Source organism: Nocardia xishanensis NBRC 101358 (assembly GCF_001613365.1).
Taxonomy (GTDB): Bacteria; Actinomycetota; Actinomycetes; order Mycobacteriales; family Mycobacteriaceae; genus Nocardia; species Nocardia xishanensis.
Genome location: NZ_BDCF01000020.1, coordinates 61,124 through 77,614, shown reverse-complemented (window position 1 = coordinate 77,614; position 16,491 = coordinate 61,124). Strand labels below are relative to the sequence as shown.

The window sequence follows — 16,491 nt, the reverse complement described above, 5'->3', positions numbered from 1 at the left end:
AGGATTCAGGCGTGTCGTCTGCACGCGATTTTCGCAACGTCGCCATCGTGGCCCACGTCGACCACGGCAAGACGACGCTGGTCGACGCCATGCTGCGCCAGTCGGGCGCCTTCGCCGAGCGGGCCGAACCGGTCGACCGGGTGATGGACTCCGGCGATCTGGAGCGCGAGAAGGGCATCACCATTCTCGCCAAGAACACCGCGGTGCACCGGCACCATCCCGACGGCTCGGTCACCGTCATCAACGTCATCGACACCCCCGGCCACGCCGACTTCGGCGGTGAGGTCGAGCGCGGCCTCTCCATGGTCGACGGCGTCGTGCTGCTGGTCGACGCCTCCGAGGGCCCGCTGCCGCAGACCCGCTTCGTGCTGCGCAAGGCGCTGGCCGCGTCGCTGCCGGTGATCCTGGTCGTCAACAAGACCGACCGCCCCGACGCGCGCATCGAGGAGGTCGTCGAGGAGAGCCACGACCTGCTCCTCGACCTGGCCTCCGACCTGGACGACGCCGCGGCCGAGGCCGCCGAGCTCGCCCTCGACCTGCCGGTGCTCTACGCCTCCGGCCGTGAGGGCAAGGCATCCAAGGAGCGCCCGGAGAACGGCAGCGCGCCCGACGCGGAGAACCTCGACGCGCTGTTCGACGTGCTGATGGAGTACATCCCGGCGCCCAAGGGCGATGCGGCGGCTCCGCTGCAGGCGCACGTCACCAACCTCGACGCCTCGGCGTTCCTCGGCCGCCTCGCGCTGGTGCGCGTGCACAACGGCGAGCTGCGCAAGGGCCAGAACGTCGCGTGGATGCACGCCGACGGCGTCAAGCACGTCAAGATCACCGAGCTGCTCCAGACCATCGGCGTCGAGCGCCAGCCCGGCGAGGTGGCCGTCGCGGGCGACATCGTCGCCATCGCGGGCATCCCGGAGATCATGATCGGCGACACCCTCGCCGACATCGACAACCCGGTCGCGCTGCCGCGCATCACCGTCGACGAGCCCGCGATCTCGGTCACCATCGGCACCAACACCTCGCCGCTCGTCGGCCGGGTGCAGGGCCACAAGCTGACCGCGCGCATGGTGAAGTCGCGGCTGGACCAGGAGCTGGTCGGCAACGTCTCGCTGCGCGTCCTCGACATCGGCCGTCCCGACGCGTGGGAGGTGCAGGGCCGCGGCGAGCTGGCGCTGGCCATCCTGGTGGAGACCATGCGCCGCGAAGGCTTCGAGCTGACCGTCGGCAAGCCACAGGTGGTCACCAAGCAGGTCGACGGCAAGGTGCACGAGCCCTACGAAGAGCTGACCATCGACTGCCCCGAGGAGTACCTCGGCGCGATCACCCAGCTGCTCGCCGCGCGCAAGGGCAAGATGGTGCAGATGAGCAACCACGCCGCGGGCTGGGTGCGGATGGAGTTCATCGTTCCCTCGCGCGGCCTGATCGGCTTCCGCACCGACTTCCTCACCGAGACCAGGGGCACCGGCATCGCCAACGCCGTCTCGCACGGCTACGCGCCGTGGGCGGGCGAGATCCGGGCCCGCCACACCGGCTCGCTGGTCTCCGACCGCGCGGGCTCGGTGACGCCGTTCGCGATGATCCAGCTCGCCGACCGCGGCCAGTTCTTCGTCGAGCCGGGCGCGGACACCTACGAGGGCCACGTGGTCGGCATCAACCCGCGCGCGGAGGATCTCGACATCAACGTCACCCGCGAGAAGAAGCTGACCAACATGCGCAGCTCCACCGCCGACGTGATCGAGACCCTGGCCAAGCCACTGCAGCTGGATCTGGAAGGCGCGATGGAGTTCTGCGCCGCCGACGAGTGCGTCGAGGTCACCCCCGAAGTGGTCCGGGTGCGCAAGGTCGTCCTCGGCCAGAACGAGCGGGCCCGTGAGCTGTCCAGGCGGAAGGCGCGGGACCGGGCCGCGTTGTAGTGCGCAAGCGGATCGGCGAACGCGAAGCCCCGGCGCCGCTGCGCGAGAGCGCGGCGGCGCCGCGTAGGCGAACGGGGGCTCGGCGAAGTAGAGTGCCGGGCGTGACCTCGGGGGCAACACGACGCGCGATGTCGCGCGCACTGATGGTTTTGTTGGCGGCCTCCGTGACGGTGCTCGCCGGATGCACCGCGAACCCGCCCCCGCCCATCGAGAGCACGGACAGCCCGAAGACGACGCCTGCCAAGCCGGGCAAGAACACCGTCGTCGTCGGGATCGACGACATCGGCATCGGGTTCAACCCGCACCTGCGGTCGGATCAGTCGCCCGCCACCTCCGCGGTGAGCTCGATGGTGTTGCCGAGCCCGTTCCGTCCGGTGCCGAACCCCATCGTGCGCGGCGCCACCGACTGGGTGCCGGACACCGCGCTGGTGACCTCCGCCGAGGTCACCAGTCAGGAACCGTTCACCATCACCTACACGCTGCGCAACCAGGCCAACTGGTCCGACGGCGCGCCGATCGCCGCCGAGGACTTCCGTTTCCTCTGGCAGCAGATGCTTACCCAGCCCGGTGTCGCGGATTCGGCTGCCTACCGGCTGATTTCGGATGTGAACTCCTCCGGCGGCGGCAAGACTGTCACCGTCGTGCTGACCCAGCCGTATCCCGCGTGGCGCGAGCTGTTCGCGAATCTGCTTCCCTCGCACCTGATCAAGGATCAGCCGGGCGGATTCGCCAACGGTCTCGCGGAGGGCATCCCGGTGTCCGGCGGCAACTTCGCGATCAAGTCGGTGGATCCCGGCCGCGACGAGATCCTGCTGGAACGCAACGACCGCTACTGGGGCACTCCGGCAGGTCCGGATCAGATCTTGTTGCGCCGCGGCGGAACTCCCGCGCAGCTGGCCGAATCGCTGCGCACCGGTGACGCGCAGATGGCGCTGGTGCACGGCGGTGTCGCGACCCAGGCGCAACTGGCCGCGATCCCGTCGGTGCGCACCGCGATCATGGCGCAATCGCGCGAACTCCAGTTCGTCTTGAACGGGCGCACCACCGAACTCGCCGATCCGCGGGTCAGGCGTGGCGTGCTCGCGCTGCTCGATCCCGCGCTGCTTGCCACCGTCGGCGCGCAGACCGGCGGCTGGGTCGAGCCGGTGCGCGCGCAGATACTGACGCCATCCGACCCCGGCTACGCGCCGACCGCTCCGCCCCGCCCCGCACCTGACGAAGCGTTCGCGCTGCTGGCCGAGGCGGGTTTCGCCCGCGCTCCGGAACCACCGGCGGTGGTCTCGCCGACCTCGCCCGCGCCGCAGCCGCGGCCGGTCGCGAAGAACGGCAAGGTGCTCGCCCTCCGGATCGGCGCGGTCACCGGTGACGCGACCGCGCTCGCGGTGGCCAACACCGCCGCCGACCAATTGCGCAGCGCCGGTATCGATGCCAGCGTGCGCAGCGTCGCCGCCGACGCGCTGTACGGCAAGGAGCTGGTAGAGGGCGGCGTGGACGCCATCGTCGGCTGGGAGGTCGCGGGCGCGGATCCGGCCAACGTGCTGGCCTCCCGCTACAGCTGCCTGCCGCCGGAACCCGGCCCCCGTGACGGCGAGGCACAGGCCGCGGTGGAGGCGGCGCGGCGCGCGCCGAGCAACCTGTCCGGCGTGTGCGATCCGGTGCTGCAACCCGCGATCGACGCGGCGCTGCGCGGCATCGACGTCCCGAAGGTGCTCGCCGAGGCCGAGCCCGCGCTGTGGGGGCTGGCCACGGTGCTGCCGATCGTGCAGGACAACCTGGTCGCCGCCGCGGGCCCGCGCGTCGACGGCGCGTCGCTGAGCGGCGCCATCCAGGTGGGCATCTTCGGCGACGCCGCGATGTGGCGCAGAATCCCGTGACCGCCGCCGAAGGAACCGGCGGCATCGTGCTCGTGCACGCGCATCCGGACGACGAATCCATCACCACCGGCGGCACGATCGCGCACTACCGCCGTCGCGGCGTCCCGGTCACCGTGGTCACCTGCACCCTCGGCGAGGAAGGCGAGGTGATCGGCGAGCGGTGGGCCCAGCTCACCGCGGATCGTGCCGATCAACTCGGCGGCTACCGGATCCTCGAATTGACAAGGGCGCTGGCCGCTTTGGACGCCGCGCCGCCGCGCTTCCTGGGCGGGGCAGGTCGCTGGCGGGACTCCGGGATGGCGGGCACGCCGTCGGCCGAGCACCCGAGGGCGTTCGTGCGCTCCGGTTCCGAGGCGGTGGACGCGCTCGTCGAGATCCTGCTCGAGCTGCGGCCGCGGGTGGTGATCGGCTACGACCCGCGCGGCGGCTACGGCCACCCCGATCACATCAGGGCGCACGAGGTCGCCACGGCCGCGGTGCACGAAGCGGCCGAGCGCGGCTGGGACGTGCCGAAGTTCTACTGGACCGTGACCGACGCCGACATGCTGCGGCTGTACACCGAGGCGCTGGCCCGCCGCACGGTCGACGGCCTGCCCGGCGCGCTGCCGAAGGGCTGGCGGCTGCCCGCGGCGGGGGAGTTGGCCAGCGTGCCGAGTCACACCGTGACGACCACCGTCGAGGTGTCCGACGCGCTGGCCGCCAAGCGTGCGGCGCTGCGGGCACACGCCACCCAGGTGACGGTCGCGCCGTCCGGGCGGGAGTTCGCGCTCTCCAACGACATCGCTCAGCCGGTGCTGCCCGAGGAACATTTCGTGCTGGTCCGCGGCGCGCGTGGGCCGGTCGGACCGGACGGGCGCGAACACGACTTGTTCAGCGGGATCGGCTGAACCGGACACGGTGCGCGATCCGCGGCCTCCGCGGCGGGGCATAGACTCCAAGACGTGTACAACTGGGACCTCCAGAACGCCATCTCGGCCTTCGTGGACAGCTTGCGCCCCGGCGCGGAGCACCAGCACGAGCTGTACATGTCGGTGCTGTACGCCTTCGTCGACATGCAGAGCCACCTGCTGACCATCCTCGGCTACCCGCCGGTGCCGTGACGGCGATCGACAAGCGCGCTGACGCGCCCCATACCGATGATCGAAGGTGGATCGCCGAACCCATACGGCTGGCGCTGATGGCCGTGCTCGTACTGAGCGGGCTGTTCACCCTGGCCTTCGAGGTCCTCTATCTGCCCGTCTATCTGGGCGCCTCGCATCTCCCGGCGCCGAAGGAGACGAGCCTGGTGGCGGCACCGCTCGCCGCGGCGTCCGGCTCGGGCGCGATCGCCTTCCCGGTGACGGTCCTGCTCGCCGCCACGCTCAACGTCCTGCTGATCGCGGCGATGCGCACCCTCACCGATAGCATCCGCGTCGCTCTGCTGCCGGTCATCGTCTGGACCTTCGGCTTCCTGGCCTGCACCGTCGCAGGCCCCGGCGGGGATCTCGTGCTCCTGAGCGATTGGCCGACCCTCCTGCTACTCCTCTGCGGCCTGGTCCCGCCCCTGGCCTACCTCTACCTCCGCCCAGTCCAGCACTGACCTCGCACGCCTCGCACTGCAACCGCTGACGAAGTCGTCGCGCGGGTCAGTCGACGCGGATCGGCAGGGTGGCGATGACGGCGTCGGTGCGGGCGCGCAGCGCGGCGGCGAGCACGGGGCCGCGCGGGTTGTGCAGCAGGCGGTGGCGCCAGTGGCGGGCTTCGACGTGGGTGACCAGCACGGTGACGTCGCGGCCCCTGGCGGTCTGTTTGCGTACGTAGCCGACCAAGGTGGTGACCAGATTGCGGTGCGGGCACGGCAGCACCGTGAGCGGGACGCCGGGATCCCATTCTTTCCAGCGGGCGCTGAGGCGTTTGGTGGCGGCGGGGTCGATCTCGGCGGCGACGGCGACGATCTCGCCGCGCGTGCGCAGCGCTACGGCGAGCGCGCGGGCGGTCGCCTCGCTCACGGCGACCACCGGGATGATGACCAAAGCCCTTGTCCCGGCCGAGATCTCGGGTCGCGGCGGGATCTCCCCGAGACGCAGTTCCGCGGCGACCGTTCGGTAGTAGTTCTCGGTCCTGGCGAACAAGATGATCAACAGCGGGATGATCACCAGCAGCAGCCAGGCACCTTCGGTGAACTTCTCGGCCAGCAACACCACAGCGGCCACGGCGGTCAAGCACGCGCCGAACCCGTTGAGCGCGGCGCGCGGCCCCCAGCCCGGGTCGCGCTGCCGTTGCCAGTGGCGGACCAGTCCCCACTGGCTGAGGGTGAAGCCGATGAAGACGCCGATCGCGTACAGCGGAAGCAGGCTGTGCGTCCGGGCGTCGACCAGTATCAGAATCGTGCCCGCTGCCAAGGCGAGCGCGGTCACGCCGTACCGGAAGACCGGCCGCTCGGAGCGCAGCGTGAACAGCGAGGGCATCCGGCGATCCTTCGCCAGCAGCGCCAGCAGCACGGGCAGCCCGCCGAAACTCGTGTTGGCCGCCAACCCGAGCGTCACCGCGACGGCCACGTTCACGAGGTAGAACGGCCATCCGGTGCCGAACGCGGCGGCGGCGAGCTGAGCCAGAATCGTCACTCCTCCGCGCGGCACCACGTGGTGTATGCGGATCAGCAGCGCCAGACCCAGGAGCATCACGCACAGCAGGATGCCGAGCGCGACCTCGGTGTGCTGGGCGCGCCGGACGGCGGGCGTGCGGAAGGACGGCACCGCGTTCGCGATCGCCTCCACACCGGTCAGCGCGGAACAGCCCGCGGCGAAAGCCTTGAGCAGCAACCACACTCCGAGCGCCTCGATCGGGACGAGCGGCCCTGGATCGTCACCGATCACGGCCACCGGCTCCGCCCGCAGCAGCCCGACGGCGATCACGCCGAGGACGCAGCCGACGAACAGCAGCATCGGCGCCATCAGCACTCTCGCGGACTCGGCGACGCCGATCAAATTCACTATGGCGATGAGCGTGAGCGCCGCGAGCGCGACCTCCAGCTCGTGATCACGCAGGGCCGGAAACGCGCTGGCCAGGCTGGCGGCGCCCGCCGAAAGGCTGACCGCGACCGTCAGCACGTAATCGACGACCAGGCTGGCGGCGGCCAGCAGGCTCGCTCCCCGGCTGAGATCCTTCTTCGCCACCGCATACGCGCCGCCGCCGTCCGGGTGCGCGGCGATCACCTGGCGGTAGGAGAGGACGAGCACCAGCAACAGAGCGGCGATCGCCAGCGAGACCGGGAGTGCCCACTGCACCGCCGCCGCACCCGCGCCGACGAGCACGAGCACGATGGCCTCGGGGCCGTAGGCGACGCTGGACAGAGCGTCCAGCGAGAGCGCCGCGAGCCCCCCGAACGCGGTGAGCCGGAAGGCATCGCCCCGTTGCATCCGGCGCATCCGCCGATCGGCGATCCGGGACTCGTCGCGCGCTACGGTCTCGACCACATACCCATTCAACGCCGCCCCCGCACGCCCGTCCCCCAGCGACACGTCTGTGCGCCTAGCAGCCAGACCCTTTGCTGCCGCGCGGCGCATACGACCTCTGCGACGTGTGCGGGAGGTGTGTCAGCGGCGGCCGAGCGCGCCGGGGGTGACGGCTTCGATGAGGGCCCAGGCTTGCGGCAGCGGGATGTCGATGACGTGGTAGCGCTTCTTGCCCGCGGCCGTGGCGGCGATGACGGTGGCGACGCCGGATCGGCGCTGCCAGAAGGATTGGCGAACGGTCCAGCCGATGATGCCGGGCGCCTCCAAGCAGTCGCGATCGCGATCGAGGGACCCGGCGCGCGTGATGAGCCAGGCGGGCCCGGCCTCGGTGCGGGGAAGGACGGCGTGGCCCAGGCCACGGTAGCGGTCTTCGGCCAAAGCGACGGCGAGCGCCGCGGCGACGACGGGCAACAGCCACCACCACGGAGAGACGGGAGTATCGAGCGCGATGGCGAGCACCGCGACAGTCAGCAGGACGACGGGGGACAGGGCCCTGGTGTACCGGCGGCGGCGCGCGACGGGACCGTGCCGGGTGAGCCGGGCGGTCAGCTGCGCCACGGGCACGAGTTCGCTTGCGGCACTGGGACTGGACGCGCGGGGTTCGGACTCAGAAGGTCGCGGTAGCGTGCCCTGATCGAGCGGGGGAGGTTCGGCCTCGACAGCGCGTGGCTCGGGCCCGGTGGTGGATAGCGGCGCCGGTTGACCGGGTGGCGCGTGTTGGACAGCGGCGGCACGAAATTCGGGCGCGGTGACGGCCTCCGGTCTGCCGGCGCCGGGTGGCGCGCCTGGCGCACCTCCCGGTCTCGCGCGCGGACTCAGCAGTTCCGCGAGGGTGCGTTCGACCGCGGCGCGCGGGGCCTGCGGGAGGATCTTCTGGCGCGGGTTCTCGCCGACCATGATGGCCTCGAGTTCGGCGGCGCCCGAAAGGCGAAGCAGCAGTGGCTCGTTGACGGTCGCGCCGCGGAAGCGGGCCAGGTCGAGGGTGATCTGCCTGGTGGTGAACAGGCCGTGGCGCAGGTGCAGTGTGCGGCCGTCGTTCAGCACGCGGAGGCCGAAATACGTGGTCAGGTATCGCGTGCACGCCGCGAGGCTGACCAGGAGCACGATGACGGCGATCAGGCCGAGCACGGCGAGGACGATGGCGGCGACGGCGCGATCACCGATATCCTGCGCGGCCTCGGACTCGAACAGCCACTCGCCGAGCCCGTACTGGAACGCCGCGCCGACCACCGGCGCGATGACGGCGAACCCGGTCAGCGACAGCGGCGCGTACCGCACCCATTGTGGCCGCCAGTGCCCGATCTCCCGCGACCGCGCCCGAGCCGCTTCCTCATCGGCGACGCCCGTGGCCTGGACATGAGTCCCGGCCGGACGCCCCGTGTGCGCGAGCAGCTCCGCGCGCAACGCGGGCACCACCCGCGCGTCGAGTGAGTCGAGCTTGAACTTCTCTCCGCTGTCGGCCTGCTGCCCGGTGCCGATGACCACCACGGCAAGACCCAATGCCCGGTGCAGCAGATCGGATTCGATGTCGACGGATCTGATCCGGCTGCGCGGCACCGAAAGCTCTCTGCGCTGGAGCAATCCGGTCCGGAGTTCGACGTGGGTCGGTCCGACCCGATAGGTCGTGGTGAACCAGCGGGTGATCGCGAATCCGACGATCAGCGCCAGCGGGATGATGCTCCACGCGGGATTGCCGCTGCTGGTGCCGAGGATGAGTGACCCGATGAGCACCGGGATGAACCTGATCACCTCGGTGACCGGGTGCACCAACAGCATTCGCTGGTCCAGCCTCGCCCACGGCGGTCCGATGTCGCCGGGTAGCGGTTCGGTCATGTCGCGTCTCCGCGATGTCGTGCGGCGATCTCGGTCAGCCGCGTCACGGTCGCTTCGGCGACCGGCAGGTCGAGCGCCGAGATCTGCACCGCGCCCGCCGACGAGGCGGTGGTTACCGTGACCGTGGCCAGGCCGAGCAGCCGCTCCAGCGGACCGCGTTCGGTGTCGACGGTCTGCACCCGCGAGATCGGCGCGACCCTGCTCTCCTGGGCGAGCCAGCCGACCCTGGTGTACACGGCCTCGTCGGTGACCTCCCACCGGTGCACCGCGTAGCGCCACCACGGCACGACGGCGACGCTGAACGCCGCGCAGAACAGCCCGATCACCAGCGCGGTCAGTTGCCAGCCGCGGCGCTGTGAGTCCACCGCGGCCCACACGAGCAGCGCGAACAACGGCACCGCCCACGACAGCGCCGCCTGCACGGTCCACAGCAGTTTGGCCTTGGGGCTCGGGCGCCAGGCCGGGTCGGCCATGATCGTGCGCGGCTGCGACATGCCTGCCATGGTTGCACGAACATTCGCCACCCGCGCCGCGCCGGCGGAATAACCGTGGCGCATGGTGAGGTTGTGAACGCTCACGACGGGTCCCGCGCGGCTCGCCGTGCCCGTGAGCTGTTTACGCTCACACACGAGCACTGGAGGGAGACAGTCCAGGATGGGTAGCGCATGATCGAGGGCGTGACCGAGCTAGCGACCCCGAGTGTCCCGCCCGCCCCGCCCAGCCCGTCGGCCATGCGCCGCGCGCTGCGCAGGGCCCGAGACGGCGTGACGCTGAACGTGGACGAGGCCGCGGTGCTGCTGCACGCGCGCGGCGAGGATCTGGTCGAGCTGTGTCGCAGCGCGGCGCGGGTGCGCGACGCCGGCCTCGAGTCCGCGGGCAGGCCGAAGACCATCAGCTATTCGCGCAATGTGTTCATTCCGCTGACCCGGTTGTGCCGGGACAAGTGTCACTACTGCACGTTCGTGACGGTGCCTGGCAAGCTGCGCGCCGAGGGCAAGGGCATGTTCCTGGAGCCCGACGAGGTGCTCGACATCGCCCGCCGCGGCGCCGCGCTCGGCTGCAAGGAGGCGCTGTTCACCCTCGGCGACCGGCCGGAGGCGCGCTGGCCGGAGGCCGCGCAGTGGCTCGACGAGCGCGGCTACGACTCCACGCTGGACTACCTGCGCGCCGTCTCGATCATGGTGCTCGAGGAGACCGGCCTGCTGCCACACCTGAATCCCGGCGTGATGAGCTGGGAGGAGATCGCCCGTCTCAAGCCGGTGGCCCAGTCCATGGGCATGATGCTGGAGACCACCTCGACGCGGCTGTTCACCGAGAAGGGGCAGTGCCATTACGGCAGTCCCGACAAGGACCCCGCGGTGCGGCTGCGCGCCATCACCGACGCCGGGCGGCTCTCGGTGCCGTACACCACCGGCATCCTGGTCGGCATCGGCGAGACGCTGACCGAGCGCGCCGAGTCCATCATGGCGATTCGTAAGCAGCACAAGGCTTTCGGGCACATCCAGGAAGTCATCATCCAGAACTTCCGCGCCAAGGACGACACCGCCATGCGCGACGCGCCCGACGCCGATCTGGCCGAGTTCCGCGCGACCATCGCGGTGACCCGCCTGCTGCTCGGCCCGGACGTGCCGGTGCAGGCTCCGCCGAATCTGGTGTCGCTGGAGGAATGCCTGGCGCTGATCGACGCGGGCATCGACGACTGGGGCGGCGTCTCGCCGGTGACCCCGGATCACGTGAATCCCGAACGGCCGTGGCCGAATCTGGACACGCTGCGCGAGATCACCGAGGCGGCGGGCTACCAGCTCGTCGAAAGGACTTCGGCGCACCCGAAATACGTCCTCGTGGGCAACCCGTGGGTGGATCCGCGCATCGGCGCGCACGTGGCCGCGCTGACCGATCCCGCGACCGGTCTGGCGAATCCGGACGCGATCCCGGCGGGCCTGCCGTGGCAGGAGCCGGACGAATCGTGGGACTCCGCGGGCCGGGTCGACTTGAACACCGCCATCGACACCGAGGGCCGCAACACCGAGAGCCGCAGCGACTCCGCGCTCGGCCAGGACGTGGTCGGCGCGTTCGGCGATTGGGACACCATTCGCGAACAGGCGCGTGACCTGGCCACCTCGGCCCCCGAGCGGCTCGACGCCGACGTGCTCGCCGCGCTGCGCGCCGCCGAACGCGATCCCGCCGGGCTCTCCGACGCCGACTACCTGGCGCTGGCCACCGCTGAGGGCGCCGATCTCGAGGCCGTCACAGCGTTGGCCGACCAGCTGCGCCGCGACACGGTCGGCGACGACGTCACCTATGTGGTGAACCGGAACATCAACTTCACCAACATCTGTTACACCGGCTGCCGCTTCTGCGCGTTCGCCCAGCGCAAGGGCGACGCCGACGCGTTCACGCTGAGCACCGACGAGGTCGCCGACCGGGCATGGGAGGCGCACGTCGACGGCGCCACCGAGGTCTGCATGCAGGGCGGCATCGATCCGGATCTGCCGGTCACCGGCTACGCGGATCTGGTGCGCGCGGTGAAGCAGCGGGTGCCGTCCATGCACGTGCACGCCTTCAGCCCGATGGAGATCGTCAACGGCGCCTCGCGCGGCGGGCAGAGCATCCGCGACTGGCTGGTCGCGCTGAAGGAGGCCGGGCTCGACACCATTCCCGGCACCGCCGCGGAGATCCTGGACGACGAGGTGCGCTGGGTACTCACCAAGGGCAAGCTGCCCACGTCGGCGTGGATCGAGGTGATCACCACCGCCCACGAGATCGGCCTTCGCTCCAGTTCGACCATGATGTACGGGCACGTCGACAGCCCGAAGCATTGGGTGGGCCACCTGCGCGTGATTCGCGGAATCCAGGACCAGACAGGCGGTTTCACCGAATTCGTGCTGTTGCCCTTCGTGCACCAGAGCGCCCCGCTCTATCTGGCGGGCGCGGCGCGGCCTGGTCCGACGATCCGCGACAACCGCGCGGCCCACGCGCTGGCTCGCATCATGCTGCACGGCCGCGTCGACAACATCCAGACCAGCTGGGTGAAGCTCGGCACGGCGGGCACCCGCATGATGCTCGACGGCGGCGCGAACGATCTCGGCGGCACACTCATGGAGGAGACCATCTCCCGGATGGCGGGCTCGCAGCACGGCTCGGCGAAGACGGTCGCCGAGCTCGTCGAGATCGCCGCCGGCATCGGCCGTCCCGCCAGGGAACGCACGACCACCTACGGCCGGGTCGATCGCAAGTCACACGCCCTTTCGTTGTCGCTCGGATAGCGGTCGGCGGCAGTGTGCGCGACTACGATCGGATCGTGACCGTCAGCTGGCAGGGCCCGCAACCGGAGCCGATCACTTGGGAGACGTATCTCGACCTGGACGAGGACATCCGCCGAGGCATGGAGATCGTCGACGGTTTCGTCGTGCCGCGGGAGCAGCGCAGCCGCGATCACCAGAAGGTCGGTACGAGGCTTTCCCTGGCGTTGGAGCGTGTGGCTGTCGACGAGATGCGACGCGGTGGCCACGGCTCCTGCTACGAGACGAACACCGAGGTCGATGTCCTGCTCTGGGAAGTGCCGCCCACAGCTCGCAAGCCCGACGCGGTACTGCATCGGTGTTTGCCGGAGTTCGAGCAACTGGCCGCCGATCACTGCCTGATCGTCGCCGAAGTGCTGTCGACCTGGTCGGCTCGACGCGACCGCGTGCACAAGATGAGTGACTACGCGGATGCCGGAATACCGCACTACTGGCTGCTCAGCTTCGACAAGGTAGGCGCATTGACGATCGAGCGTTATGCGCTGTCGGGTCGCGCGGGTCCGTATACGCACGTCGGCACAACACATCGAGACATGGGCCCGGTGGCGGTCTCGGTGTCGGATCCGTTCCCACTGGAACTGCGGTGGGCCGAACTGGAGATCGCGCCACCGCAATAGGCGTGAGACGGCAGAAGATCGGCTGGGAGTACTAAGCTCGGGCTGCTTGGCCTCGATGCGGACGAGAACCCGGTATACCCGCCGCGAGCGGGGGCGGAGCCGGTGAAGTTAGGGCAGGCTGACCAGTAGTAACGTGGGGTGGTCGGGATAGGGTTTTGCGTGGCGGACCATCCCCGCAGGTGAGGACAGACTAGGAGAGCGGCAGTGCCGTACATCATCGCTGAACCGTGCGTTGACGTGAAGGACAAGGCATGCATCGAGGAATGCCCCGTGGACTGCATCTACGAGGGTGGTCGCATGCTGTACATCCATCCCGACGAGTGCGTGGACTGTGGTGCATGTGAGCCGGTGTGCCCGGTGGAGGCGATCTTCTACGAAGACGACACGCCGGACCAGTGGAGCGGATACGTGAACGCCAATGTCGATTTCTTCGACGAGCTGGGTTCGCCGGGCGGCGCGACCAAGGTCGGCAAGGTCGACTACGACCCGCCGTTCATCAAAGAACTTCCCCCGATGGGCGAGTGAGACCCGAGTGAGTTCGCGTGGCCGGGTCAGCGCTCTGCTGCCCGATTTTCCCTGGGACACCATCGCGGCGGTCAAGGCGAGAGCCGCGGCGCATCCCGGCGGGATCGTCGATCTGTCGGTCGGCACCCCGGTGGACCCCGTCGCCCCGATCATCAGGGCGGCGCTGAACGCGGTCGCGGAGATCCCCGGCTACCCGACCACGCACGGCACTCCCGAACTGCGCGCGGCCGCGGTCGACGCGCTGAAGCGCCGGTACGGGATCACCGGACTCGACCCGGCGGCGGTGCTGCCGGTGATCGGCACCAAGGAACTGATCGCGGGTCTGCCGAGACTGCTCGGCCTCGGCTCCGGTGATCTGGTGGTCATCCCGGAGATCGCCTACCCGACCTACGAGGTCGGCGCGCTGCTCGCGGGCACCCAGATACTGCGGGCCGACGGGCTCACCCGGCTCGGCCCCCAGTCGCCCGCGCTGATCTACCTCAATTCGCCGTCCAACCCGACCGGCCGGGTACTCGGCGTCGAGCACCTGCGCAAGGTCGTCGCGTTCGCGCGGGAGCGTGGCGCGATCGTCGCGTCCGACGAGTGCTACCTCGGTCTTTCCTGGGACAGCCGCCCCTTCTCGATCCTGGATCCCGAAGTGTGCGACGGCGACCACACTGGTCTGCTCGCGGTGCATTCGCTCTCGAAGACCTCGAACCTGGCCAGCTACCGCGCCGGTTTCGTGGCGGGCGATCCCGAACTGGTCGCCGAGCTGCTCGAGGTGCGCAAGCACTCGGGCATGATGGTGCCCTACCCGATCCAGGCCGCGATGACGGCCGCGCTCGGCGACGACGCGCACGAGGCACAGCAGCGCGAACGCTACCGCGCCCGCCGCGAGCAGCTCCGGAATGCCTTGCAGGGCGCTGGTTTCCGCATCGATCACTCGGAGGCCGGGCTGTATCTGTGGTCCACCCGCGGCGAGAACTGCCGGACCACGCTGGACTGGCTGGCCGAGCGCGGCATCCTCGCGGCGCCCGGTGACTTCTACGGGCCGACCTCGGGCGAGCACGTGCGGATCGCACTGACCGCGACCGACGAACGCATCGCCGCCGCGGTGGAGCGCTTGCGCGCGAACTGATTTCGCCCCGCACCGGCGACAGTGTTCCTCGTCCGGCGCGGGAGCGTTGCCGCGATGGGCCGGTCACGATGTGGCGACGTAGGCACGAGCCGGTCGCGACCTGCGCCGACAGGTGACCGGCTCGCCTTGATGTACCCCGCTTCGTACACTCGTGACGCTCGATCGGCTCGGTGAAAGGTTGCTGTGATGCAGGGGGTGGGGCTCGCCGTCGGCGAGGTGTTCGCCGGTTACCGGATCGAGCGGGTGCTCGGCCGCGGCGGAATGGGCACGGTCTACCTGGCCGGTCACCCGCGGCTGCCGCGCCTTATCGCGCTCAAGCTGCTCGATCGGCAGCTCTACGCCGACGAGGAAGCGCGGCGGCGATTCGAGCGCGAGGCCGATGTCGTTGCGCGGCTCGATCATCCGAACATCGTGTCGGTGCTCGATCGCGGCGCCGACGAGGGCGTGCTGTGGATTTCCATGCAGTACGTCGACGGCGGCGACGCGGCCGCGTTCCGCGGCAGGCCGATGGACCCGGCGCGCGCCGCCGGAATCGTTGCCCAGACCGCGGCCGCGCTGGACTACGCGCACGACCGCGGCGTGCTGCACCGGGACGTGAAACCGGCCAACATCTTGCTCAGCGCCGCGCACGGTGGCGGCGACCGGGTGCTGCTCAGCGATTTCGGCATCGCGCGAATGCTCGAGGACACCCACCAGCTGACCAGGACCGGCGAATTGCACGCCACCCTGGCTTACGCCGCGCCGGAACAGCTTTCGGGCGGACCGGTCGACCATCGCGCTGATCAGTACGCGCTCGGCTGCACCCTGTTCGCCCTGTTGACCGGACAGCCGCCGTTCACCGGGACCAACCCGGGCGCGGTCGTCGCCGCACACCTCACCCAGCCTCCGCCACGAGCCGGATCGCTCGTGCCGGGGCTGCCGTCCGCGGTGGACGAGGCGATCGCCCGGGCGATGGACAAGGACCCGGCGCGCCGCTTCGCCGGTTGCGGTGCCTTCGCGGATGCGGTGGCGCGGGCAGTGACCGGTCGCGTGACCACGCCCGGGCTCGCGGATCATGCGGCAGCAGACGATTCGGTCAGCTCGGCGCCGCTCACTCCACCGCGGACTCCGCTCTGGACGGAGACGGCGCTCGCCGCGCCGAGGGCGGCGAGCGCGACCGATCCGCGTTCGGCGGTCGCGCACGGCTGGGCCAGCGGTCCGGCCGCGTTCGCCGCGCCACCCGCGCGGGCCGCCGGACGGAAGGTGTCGTCCGGGTGGCGGACGTTCTCCGTGCTGCTGCTGGTGTCCGCGCTGGTGCTCGGGCTGGGTGCGGTGGCCGCCGTCGGCGTCTACTTGAAGTTCGTCCGCCCGAACCGGCCGCAGCCGCGGGCGTGGGGTGCGCAGCATTCCGTCGCGATCGCCTTTCCCCAGCTCATCCCGGCGAGCCCGGACGGAACGGGATGGCATGGCGCCCGCTGCCACGCCGCGGCGACGGTGGTGACCGCGCCGGGTGACCCGCTGCCGCTGCGCCAGATCGTCTGCACCGATCCGGACGGCGTCACCGCCTGGTACACCGAGTACGAAGGGTTCCGCGAGGTACAGGCCTACCTCGCCGCGCACGCCATGTTGACCGGCGAACGCGAATTCAGCAGGCCCGGTGGGCTCCAGGTGTTCCGGCCGACCGATCCAGCCGCGCCGTTCACCCTGGCGGCGCACGGCTGGGTGAGCCCGTCCACCTCGTCGATCCTGGTCGAGGTCGCCTGGCCGGGGCACACGTTCGACGAGGTGCGCGACGGTTGGTGGGCCGAGGCGCCGTTCTGAACCGCGTCCGACACGCGGT

Annotated in this window: 13 protein-coding genes; 10 read left to right on the top strand and 3 right to left on the bottom strand. The window is 70.4% G+C overall.

The genetic code is table 11. The annotated features are described in order from the left end of the window. Nucleotides 1–11: 11 nt before the first annotated feature. The 5 genes from typA to NX1_RS17795 all read left to right on the top strand — a co-directional run bounded on the left by typA (nt 12) and on the right by NX1_RS17795 (nt 5,363). Nucleotides 12–1,910, top strand: coding sequence for a translational GTPase TypA (gene typA / locus NX1_RS17810; RefSeq protein WP_068060454.1), 1,899 nt, complete (start codon nt 12–14; stop codon nt 1,908–1,910). A gap of 128 nt (nt 1,911–2,038) precedes the next feature. Continuing rightward, complete coding sequence (locus tag NX1_RS17805) at nt 2,039–3,784, top strand: ABC transporter family substrate-binding protein (protein ID WP_068060243.1); 1,746 nt, start codon at nt 2,039–2,041, stop codon at nt 3,782–3,784. Further along, nucleotides 3,781–4,671, top strand: coding sequence for an N-acetyl-1-D-myo-inositol-2-amino-2-deoxy-alpha-D-glucopyranoside deacetylase (mshB, locus tag NX1_RS17800; RefSeq protein WP_068060451.1), 891 nt, complete (start codon nt 3,781–3,783; stop codon nt 4,669–4,671). The genes NX1_RS17805 and mshB overlap by 4 nt, the downstream gene beginning before the upstream one ends. Nucleotides 4,672–4,725: 54 nt before the next feature. Further along, complete coding sequence (locus tag NX1_RS36950; protein ID WP_169812248.1) at nt 4,726–4,884, top strand: hypothetical protein; 159 nt, start codon at nt 4,726–4,728, stop codon at nt 4,882–4,884. After that, nucleotides 4,881–5,363 (top strand): hypothetical protein, encoded by a 483-nt coding sequence (locus tag NX1_RS17795; RefSeq protein WP_068060241.1) that lies wholly within the window; start codon nt 4,881–4,883, stop codon nt 5,361–5,363. The genes NX1_RS36950 and NX1_RS17795 overlap by 4 nt, the downstream gene beginning before the upstream one ends. 46 nt (nt 5,364–5,409) lie before the next feature. Here the strand turns inward: NX1_RS17795 and NX1_RS17790 are convergent, their stop codons facing one another. The 3 genes from NX1_RS17790 to NX1_RS17780 all read right to left on the bottom strand — a co-directional run bounded on the left by NX1_RS17790 (nt 5,410) and on the right by NX1_RS17780 (nt 9,605). Further along, the gene (locus tag NX1_RS17790) at nt 5,410–7,191 is read right to left on the bottom strand and encodes an APC family permease (protein ID WP_068060448.1); all 1,782 of its coding nucleotides are present in this window, start codon (nt 7,189–7,191) and stop codon (nt 5,410–5,412) included. A gap of 168 nt (nt 7,192–7,359) precedes the next feature. Then, nucleotides 7,360–9,111: a PH domain-containing protein gene (locus NX1_RS38035; protein ID WP_245668549.1), complete on the bottom strand. Its 1,752-nt coding sequence runs from the start codon at nt 9,109–9,111 to the stop codon at nt 7,360–7,362. Then, nucleotides 9,108–9,605, bottom strand: a complete 498-nt coding sequence (locus NX1_RS17780; protein WP_157119833.1) for a PH domain-containing protein — start codon at nt 9,603–9,605, stop codon at nt 9,108–9,110. The genes NX1_RS38035 and NX1_RS17780 overlap by 4 nt, the downstream gene beginning before the upstream one ends. A 171-nt stretch (nt 9,606–9,776) precedes the next feature. Between NX1_RS17780 and NX1_RS17775 the strand changes: the two genes are divergently transcribed. The 5 genes from NX1_RS17775 to NX1_RS38435 all read left to right on the top strand — a co-directional run bounded on the left by NX1_RS17775 (nt 9,777) and on the right by NX1_RS38435 (nt 16,472). After that, on the top strand, nt 9,777–12,377 hold the full coding sequence (locus NX1_RS17775) for a bifunctional FO biosynthesis protein CofGH (RefSeq protein WP_068060238.1): 2,601 nt from the start codon (nt 9,777–9,779) through the stop codon (nt 12,375–12,377). Between the two features lie 35 nt (nt 12,378–12,412). Next, the gene (locus tag NX1_RS17770) at nt 12,413–13,030 is read left to right on the top strand and encodes a Uma2 family endonuclease (protein WP_157119819.1); all 618 of its coding nucleotides are present in this window, start codon (nt 12,413–12,415) and stop codon (nt 13,028–13,030) included. A gap of 204 nt (nt 13,031–13,234) precedes the next feature. Next, nucleotides 13,235–13,555: a ferredoxin gene (gene fdxA / locus NX1_RS17765; RefSeq protein WP_011211287.1), complete on the top strand. Its 321-nt coding sequence runs from the start codon at nt 13,235–13,237 to the stop codon at nt 13,553–13,555. A gap of 7 nt (nt 13,556–13,562) precedes the next feature. Then, complete coding sequence (gene dapC / locus NX1_RS17760) at nt 13,563–14,672, top strand: succinyldiaminopimelate transaminase (RefSeq protein ID WP_068060232.1); 1,110 nt, start codon at nt 13,563–13,565, stop codon at nt 14,670–14,672. A gap of 186 nt (nt 14,673–14,858) precedes the next feature. Beyond that, a complete protein-coding gene (locus NX1_RS38435; protein ID WP_068060229.1) occupies nt 14,859–16,472 on the top strand; it encodes a serine/threonine-protein kinase in 1,614 nt (537 codons plus the stop codon). Nucleotides 16,473–16,491 lie beyond the last annotated feature (19 nt).